This window comes from Enterobacter sp. 296B2 (assembly GCF_034106185.1).
Lineage (GTDB): Bacteria > Pseudomonadota > Gammaproteobacteria > Enterobacterales > Enterobacteriaceae > Enterobacter > Enterobacter cloacae_N.
Map to the genome: position 1 here is coordinate 1 of NZ_JAWNCA010000061.1, position 6,778 is coordinate 6,778.

A 6,778-nucleotide genomic window follows, 5' to 3' on the forward strand; every position below is an offset into this window, starting at 1 on the left:
GTGGGGCCCGCGTGCGGGGGGGGGGGCGCGGGGGGGGGGGCGGGCGGGCGCTAACCACCCCCAAGTCGCCGCGGGTTCTAACCCGTATTTTGGGGGGGGGGGCCCCCCCCCCCCCACAAATGCCATAATCAGTCAGCACGACCCATATAGCGTTTTTCTTCGATATGGATGCGGATCTTCTCGCCAGCGGAGAGGTATTCCGGTACCTGCACAACCAGGCCGGTGGTCAGGGTTGCTGGTTTGTTGCGGGCACTGGCTGACGCGCCTTTAATGCCCGGTGCGGTTTCAACGATTTCCAGATCGACGGTCTGCGGCAGTTCCAGCGCCAGCAGCACGCCGTCCCAGGTCAGCACCTGCATGTCTGGCATCCCGCCTTCAGGGATAAACAGCAGTTCCTCTTCAATCTGATCTTTGGTGAAGATATACGGGGTGTAATCTTCTTTATCCATGAACACGTACTCGTTACCGTCGACGTAGGAGAAATCAACGTAGCGACGGGTCAGGGTCACGGTATCGACAATATCGTCACCTTTAAAACGTTCTTCCACCTTCAGGCCGGTACGCACATCGGCGAAACGCATTTTGTACAGCGTCGCTGCACCACGGGCGCTCGGTGCCTGAATGTCGATGTCTTTCACAATCAGCAGTTTGCCGTTGTAATTCAGTACCATACCTTTCTTAATTTCGTTCGCTCTTGGCATTGCAGTAATCCTGTCTACGGGAGGTAAAAAATATCGCGCCAAATTACTCGCGCGCGGCCTTTCAGGCAAGCGGAATTCGTGGCTTTTGCTATCAATACGCAAAAGGTGTTACTGTGCGCCCGATGCCCGACTGTACGGGCGTTCGCCACTGAGAGAGCATGTATGGATTGTCGTCCAGATTGCGGCGCGTGCTGTACCGCTCCGTCCATTTCAAGCCCCATTCCAGGAATGCCGGAGGGCAAGCCTAACAGTCAATTATTCTCAGTATAAAAAATGACATAGCTAAGCAGAAATGACTTTTTTGCTAAGTGTTTCAATTGAATGTGAAAAGCTTTCTCCATAGCCAGTTTTAGACAGTTGTAATAACTCATTTAGTCCAGAATGACTTGTAAACGAAAGGTTTTCATAAAGACATATAGGAAGTTCTGAATTGTCTTTAAATCTTCTGTCTGGGCCTCCAGACTTGTTCACATACTTCCATGTCCTGCCAACGACTATGGCATCTCCAGGTACACCTTCGCTCTCAATGAATCGACTATCACCTACATTAACGAATAGCTGGTTATAACCAACAGCGCCTACACCTTCACGGTCATAAACCAGTACTCTATCTGGAAAAAAATGCAATGTTTGGCGACCGACATTGATAGCAATCGTCTCAATATTTGTTTTAACAAAGGGAGGCTTTGATTTGCTGATTGAGGTGACTTTTCTGCGTAGTAAGTTACCAGCTCCGGCATGATACTTGGGGTCATAAACGGCTCCAGAAGCTTCTATATGCCATACTTTTGAGCAGCTTGCGAGCTTGGCTCCACTATCATGAAGTTGCTGGTAACATGCCATCATTTGATCATCAAAGTCATAAAAAAGAACAGTAGTCTTTCTTAGCTGATCGTACATGTAAGCAAAAACAGAGATTGCTACCCCTACGATAAAGCCTATAGCGAGGCACCACTCAGGCCATGTCTGTGAAAAACCGTAAAGTAACAGCGCAATCGAAAGGCACATGACCAAGGGCCATATTTGTGACTTCTTACGTTTGTTGTTCAACTCTTCAAGCAGTTCTCGGGAACTTGAATCAACGATTTCCGAGATATGGGATGACTCGATTTCCTCGAGAGGTGCATGTGTAGTGTCATGTTCTATTGGGGATTCATTAGGTACACGTTGGACCTTTTTACCGTTCTCTGGGATCATGCTTGGTGAAAGCGAAGCACGATAATAGACTCCGCCAGCACCAACATGGATGTAATTTCCTCTTGGACCAGTACCGAATCTCAGCCCTTTTATGCCAATAGATGCGCCGACTCCAGATTTGGATAGGTTGAATCTTATCGGTCCAACGCGAATGCTTTTCCTAACGTAAATGCCCATAGTAACTCCATGTAATAGGTAGCATGAGAATGTGAGTCAACGAAAATCCTAACAAATTCTACATCAGAAAATGATGAGGCTAGATGTCTTAAAGACAGCACTGCGTATTTTTATATTTTTCAATTGGTTAGTAAGCATTTCCCATTTTGATTTAGTTGCCTCTAAACAGTGACCTGTCTGTGGAAGTGTCTTTCTGTTATTGTTGACGATTGAGCTAAATTTTGAACAGAAGGCTAAATGGACTGTCGTAGCGATTGTGGGGCTTGTTGTATTGCTCCTTCCATCTCATCTCCAATCCCAGGGATGCCACAGGGAAAGCCAGCAAATGTAAGATGTGTACAGTTATCGGAAGATAATCTATGCAACATCTTTGGGTCAATCCACCGCCCCACGGTGTGTAGCAGTCTGCGCCCTTCACTCGATATGTGCCATAAAAATCGCGAAGAGGCTATGGCTTACTTGATCCATCTTGAAAAACTAACCTCACCATAAAATCGTTGCCATAAATAATTTTGTGGTGTATAGTGAAAGAAATTTACTGTGGAAACTTTTCAGAGTTTCTATTTATCTACTAACACCGCATTTATGCCAGTAGCTGTTGGGCTTGGTCCTCCCCAAGAGTCTCTCCCTCATACTGGTTATTATTAATATCTGCTATGTGGTGTTAGTTGTATGTCTATAGATCTGCCTTTCCCTGCTGTTCAAAAAATAACCAATCATCGTGATGATGGTCGTTACTCACTTATCCATAGCTCTGAATATGTACTTGATGGGCTTGTATACCGTTTGAACTATGATTCGATGAAGAAGGGTTATCATCCGATCAGAAAAGAAATCATTGATGCGTTCATTAAGCAGATCCATGCAATGCAATCGCACTACAGCAAGGTTTTTGCTTTCCGGTTCGATTTGTCAGTACCGGAGGGAATGCCTGTTTCGGAAAGTAATGGATTAGTGAGTGATCTTTTTGAACGATTGAGAGGGCGCTTTAAAAAGAAGGCGTGGAATGGACAACCAATAAAAAAATTTGCTTACGGTTGGGTTCGAGAAAAGGAAAGGGCTATGCAGGTTCATTACCACTGCTGGATAGCATTACCTCATTTCCAAGTTCAAACCGCTGGCTTTGGTAACACAGGCATGATTGGGTTGATAAGTGAGCTTTGGAATGAATTGACAGACGATACCAGCCGTGTGCATTTAGCTGAGAATGGCCGATACTCTATCGTAAGGGGTCATCATGATTCCCTTGCTGATTTTGTTGAGCGTATTTCGTACCTTGCGAAAAACAGCGGTAAATTTTCATCTGGAGAAGGGCACAGGATCTTTTCAACATCCAAGCTCAGAATGAAAGCGGGAAATTAACAAAGACAGTCAAATCTTTCCTGTATCGCTTTAAGAGCCGTTTTTATGGGATGTGAATACATTTTATTGGTTTTCACCTAAAAGTTCTCCGTAGTGGTATTCAAGGCTTTTTTGAGGGGGTATGGAGCACTCTTGGTATAGATTCGGTAACAAACTAATTACGCGCTCTAGAATCTGCTACAAAGATAGATGAAACCCGGAAAATTGCTTTATGAGAGAAATATTTCCGGGTTTACATGTATTTATAGATTAAGTGTGTGAGTGCCTTTAGGATAATAAGGGCCAACACAATATGAAGTGTCGTTTAACTCTGGAGATATCATGGATGTTGTAAATATTAACTGATACTCATCATGTAAATTTTGGCATTCATTAATTATAACGTGTTGGAAATTATGGCTTCGTGCATCAACCATTCCTTTATCTTCAATATTATCCATAATAATGAAATTAGGTAGGCGTGACTCTGGATCGTCAACGCAGTGGAGGAAGATAGCAAGCCGAATACTGTTTTTGAAAATAACCATTGAACTAGCGGAAAATTTACTCATGCCGTCCAAATACATTCTGTCTCGAGCAAAGTCAATAATAACATCGCCAGGGTTATCGAATGCAGGCTCGTTGCCACCATCTGATATTAACAGTCTTTTGGTTATTTGCTCTATATCGGAGTATACAGCCACTTGTCTTTCTGCTTGAAGTTTGTCTAATGAAGCAAGTTTATCTTTAATTTCCAAAATTCTTTTTTGGGCTTGTTGCTTCTCCAGTAAGAGAGCATTTATTTTAGAAATGCCACCTCTGTTTTCTTCAAGAGAAAGAATGGCTCCCTCAATAAATCCGATGCTTTTTCCAATTTCAATAATCAAGCTTTCTTTTTCGGATGGAATCAATGAGAAAGTCTTAAGGCTACGAGATAGCTCATTTATTTTTAAGCTTGTCTTTTCTAGATTAACATTAAGGTCTCTGATCTCACTTTCAAGACTTGCAATAACTTGACTGCTTTCTTTTATTTGAAAGTTCAGGTTGTTGAGTTGTTTGACATAAGCATCATCAGACGAGTTTTTGCTATTTTTACTTTTGCATAATCCACAGCTTTCTAAATCGGTGCTTATCTCAATATGATTTAAACATGAGGGGCAATATTTGAATTCAATACTACCAAGTGAATTATTAACGGACTTAGAATGTAATAGTGCATCTTTCCTTGATTCTAGTGAAATTAAGAAAAGTTTCGTGTCGCTCATTTCTTTTGATAAAGAAATAATTTCTTCCTGTATTTTGAATCGGAAAGATATCAACTCAAGATTTTCATTTTGTAATTTTGCTAAAACGGATTTGTCTTCGCTGCTATCATCCGTGTTTCCACCAGAAAGCAACGTTTGCATCTCTTCATTAAGTTTATCAAGTTCAAGTGAGTATTTTTCAATGCGCTGATTTAATGAATGTTCACTTACTTTTACATCATCTCCGCCAATTATCTTAAATATTGAATTTGCTTCTGAATTGAATTTTTCGAAACGTTTTGTTTCTGATAACTGTTCTTGTCTTAAGTTGTGAGCTTCTAAGTCATCAATGCCAAGAAGGTATTCACCAATAGCTCTTCTTAAGTTAGGATTATCAAAGTTCTTCTCTTCTTTTAAAAGCTTGGTTGTTGCTGATAATTGGTCAACGTACATCAATCGCATTATCTGATGGAGAGTTAAATTTCGGTCATCATCAGTTTTATGTCTTGGAAGACTCAAAAGCTCAAAAAGCTGCTGAGAAAAGCTATGTAATGTATCACTTCTGCGATAAGGATAACCTGTCCAGTGAGAATTGAGTTTGATGGATGAGTCAATAGTACCTTCATGCAAGTACATCTTTGACAGTCCGTTTTCAACAATATCTCTTTTTAATGTGATCCTAATTCCGTTGAGTGAAACTTGAGCAAATACTTTATCACAATATGATTGATGTTGAGTCCAGTCAGTTATAACTGAACCTAAAGCATAAGACAATAAATCTACAATCGTTGATTTGCCCGTCCCATTCCAACCTCTTATTATATTAACGCCTTTGTGGAATTCTTGGTCATACACAAAAATGCCGTTCCTGGATACAGCGAATCTTTCAACAATCAAATGAGGCTTAATCATTTGTATCTACCTCGTCATATCTATATTCCATAAGACCTGTTCTTTTTTTTAGTCCGTTGGAGCCGTAAAATTCAATTTGCTGGAACCCTTTGGATATTAGGGCAAACCATTCACTCTTCCTGTAAGAAACTTCGATCAAAGAATGTTTTAAATCTTCAGGTAAAACAGTTTTAGTCCTTTTTATCTTTCCATTTGTATAACTTTCCATATCAATTAAATTCTTGGACAAAAGATGATGGAACGCGATAGATTGAATTCGTCTTAGTTCAATGAAAATCCGATTAGGATTCTGAATGTTCTCGTAAGGTTCACTTATCTTTTGTATTGCTTTTTTATAACGTCTTAATTCATTCGGAAATGGTTTTATGAGTTTTAAAAGACTAGGGAAAAGTACATAAAAGTCCATTAGCCTGAATAGTTCAATATCAATTTCACAGTCATTTTGCTCTTCTAATAAAAGCAACGATCTATAGACGCAATGGCTGGTATCGAATATTGGGTGATATATTAACATTTAATCCCCCACGATACATGACATAAGCCAGTCAAAAAATAAAGCATTCCTGATACCAACTCAGTAGTAATCAAGCTATCGTAACGAACAATAGCTTTATGCACTGGTTGAATTATTTCAATATTAACTAGTCTATCGATTTCTACTTTACTTTGACCACTCATTATTGCTGGATAAATACACTGATGCCAGCTCGAACAAATGGCGGAAAGAATCTGAATGTATACTGTTTGTTCAACCAGAGACATTTGATCTTTAGCAACTCTCCGAGCAAATTTATTTTTTAGCCTTGTTGCTCTTTCCACTAAGTCAGATCTGTCACCGCGTAAAAGTTTACCTTCCAGTCCAATGATCTCTCTTCCTGGATAATCATCTAGATACTCTGCTAAATCTTCCATTATGGATATTAATTCGTCATGGCCTAAACAAGACTTTTTAACCTGATCAATGGTCGATTCTAAACTCGACAGTGTATAAAAATTGTTGTCGCCGTCATGCGATGCGCCGTCTTGATATTTAACTTGAGATATAGTCATGAGAAATTGTTATCTCCCTCATGTCTTGCATTATCTTTATATTCAACGGTCTGAATTTTCACATGGGGAGGTGTTGATGACGGCAGCTCTGCCTTGGTCTCATTATTAGTAGCATCTAGAGGACGGGTGTCATCATTTTCAACTGTAGGATAGGTT

General features: G+C 40.5%; 7 protein-coding genes and 1 pseudogene. 3 read left to right on the forward strand and 5 right to left on the reverse strand.

The features are described 5' to 3' along the window. Positions 1-128: 128 nt before the first annotated feature. Positions 129-701 (reverse strand): elongation factor P-like protein YeiP, encoded by a 573-nt coding sequence (gene yeiP / locus URZ40_RS22880; RefSeq protein ID WP_014884579.1) that lies wholly within the window; start codon positions 699-701, stop codon positions 129-131. Positions 702-863: 162 nt separating this feature from the next. On the opposite strand from yeiP, the pseudogene URZ40_RS22885 reads away from it, so the two are divergent. After that, positions 864-947 (forward strand): annotated as a pseudogene (locus URZ40_RS22885) (YkgJ family cysteine cluster protein); the annotation flags it as partial. 36 nt (positions 948-983) lie between these two features. On the opposite strand, the gene URZ40_RS22890 reads toward URZ40_RS22885, so the two are convergent. Further along, a complete protein-coding gene (locus URZ40_RS22890) occupies positions 984-2,075 on the reverse strand; it encodes a DUF4236 domain-containing protein (protein WP_048224170.1) in 1,092 nt (363 codons plus the stop codon). Positions 2,076-2,312: 237 nt separating this feature from the next. Here URZ40_RS22890 and URZ40_RS22895 point away from each other — a divergent pair, with 237 nt between their 5' ends. Continuing rightward, positions 2,313-2,567, forward strand: coding sequence for a YkgJ family cysteine cluster protein (locus tag URZ40_RS22895; RefSeq protein ID WP_071841176.1), 255 nt, complete (start codon positions 2,313-2,315; stop codon positions 2,565-2,567). A gap of 180 nt (positions 2,568-2,747) precedes the next feature. Then, the gene (locus tag URZ40_RS22900; RefSeq protein ID WP_048224167.1) at positions 2,748-3,437 is read left to right on the forward strand and encodes an inovirus-type Gp2 protein; all 690 of its coding nucleotides are present in this window, start codon (positions 2,748-2,750) and stop codon (positions 3,435-3,437) included. Between the two features lie 242 nt (positions 3,438-3,679). On the opposite strand, the gene URZ40_RS22905 is transcribed toward URZ40_RS22900, so the two are convergent. Genes URZ40_RS22905 through URZ40_RS22915 form a run of 3 tightly spaced genes read right to left on the reverse strand, consistent with a single transcriptional unit; the run spans position 3,680 to position 6,622 of the window. Next, on the reverse strand, positions 3,680-5,572 hold the full coding sequence (locus tag URZ40_RS22905) for an ATP-binding protein (RefSeq protein ID WP_166720826.1): 1,893 nt from the start codon (positions 5,570-5,572) through the stop codon (positions 3,680-3,682). Further along, complete coding sequence (locus tag URZ40_RS22910) at positions 5,565-6,086, reverse strand: ABC-three component system middle component 5 (protein WP_320721235.1); 522 nt, start codon at positions 6,084-6,086, stop codon at positions 5,565-5,567. Before URZ40_RS22910 ends, URZ40_RS22905 begins: the two co-directional genes overlap by 8 nt. Next, a complete protein-coding gene (locus tag URZ40_RS22915) occupies positions 6,080-6,622 on the reverse strand; it encodes an ABC-three component system protein (RefSeq protein ID WP_072061320.1) in 543 nt (180 codons plus the stop codon). Before URZ40_RS22915 ends, URZ40_RS22910 begins: the two co-directional genes overlap by 7 nt. Positions 6,623-6,778 lie beyond the last annotated feature (156 nt).

Excerpts from the sequence above, each read along its gene's own strand:
- yeiP (WP_014884579.1), bottom strand. The coding sequence starts at position 701 with ATGCCAAGAGCGAACGAAATTAAGAAAGGTATGGTACTGAATTACAAC.
- URZ40_RS22890 (WP_048224170.1), bottom strand. The coding sequence starts at position 2,075 with ATGGGCATTTACGTTAGGAAAAGCATTCGCGTTGGACCGATAAGATTC.
- URZ40_RS22895 (WP_071841176.1), top strand. The coding sequence starts at position 2,313 with ATGGACTGTCGTAGCGATTGTGGGGCTTGTTGTATTGCTCCTTCCATC.
- URZ40_RS22900 (WP_048224167.1), top strand. The coding sequence starts at position 2,748 with ATGTCTATAGATCTGCCTTTCCCTGCTGTTCAAAAAATAACCAATCAT.
- URZ40_RS22905 (WP_166720826.1), bottom strand. The coding sequence starts at position 5,572 with ATGATTAAGCCTCATTTGATTGTTGAAAGATTCGCTGTATCCAGGAAC.
- URZ40_RS22910 (WP_320721235.1), bottom strand. The coding sequence starts at position 6,086 with ATGTTAATATATCACCCAATATTCGATACCAGCCATTGCGTCTATAGA.
- URZ40_RS22915 (WP_072061320.1), bottom strand. The coding sequence starts at position 6,622 with ATGACTATATCTCAAGTTAAATATCAAGACGGCGCATCGCATGACGGC.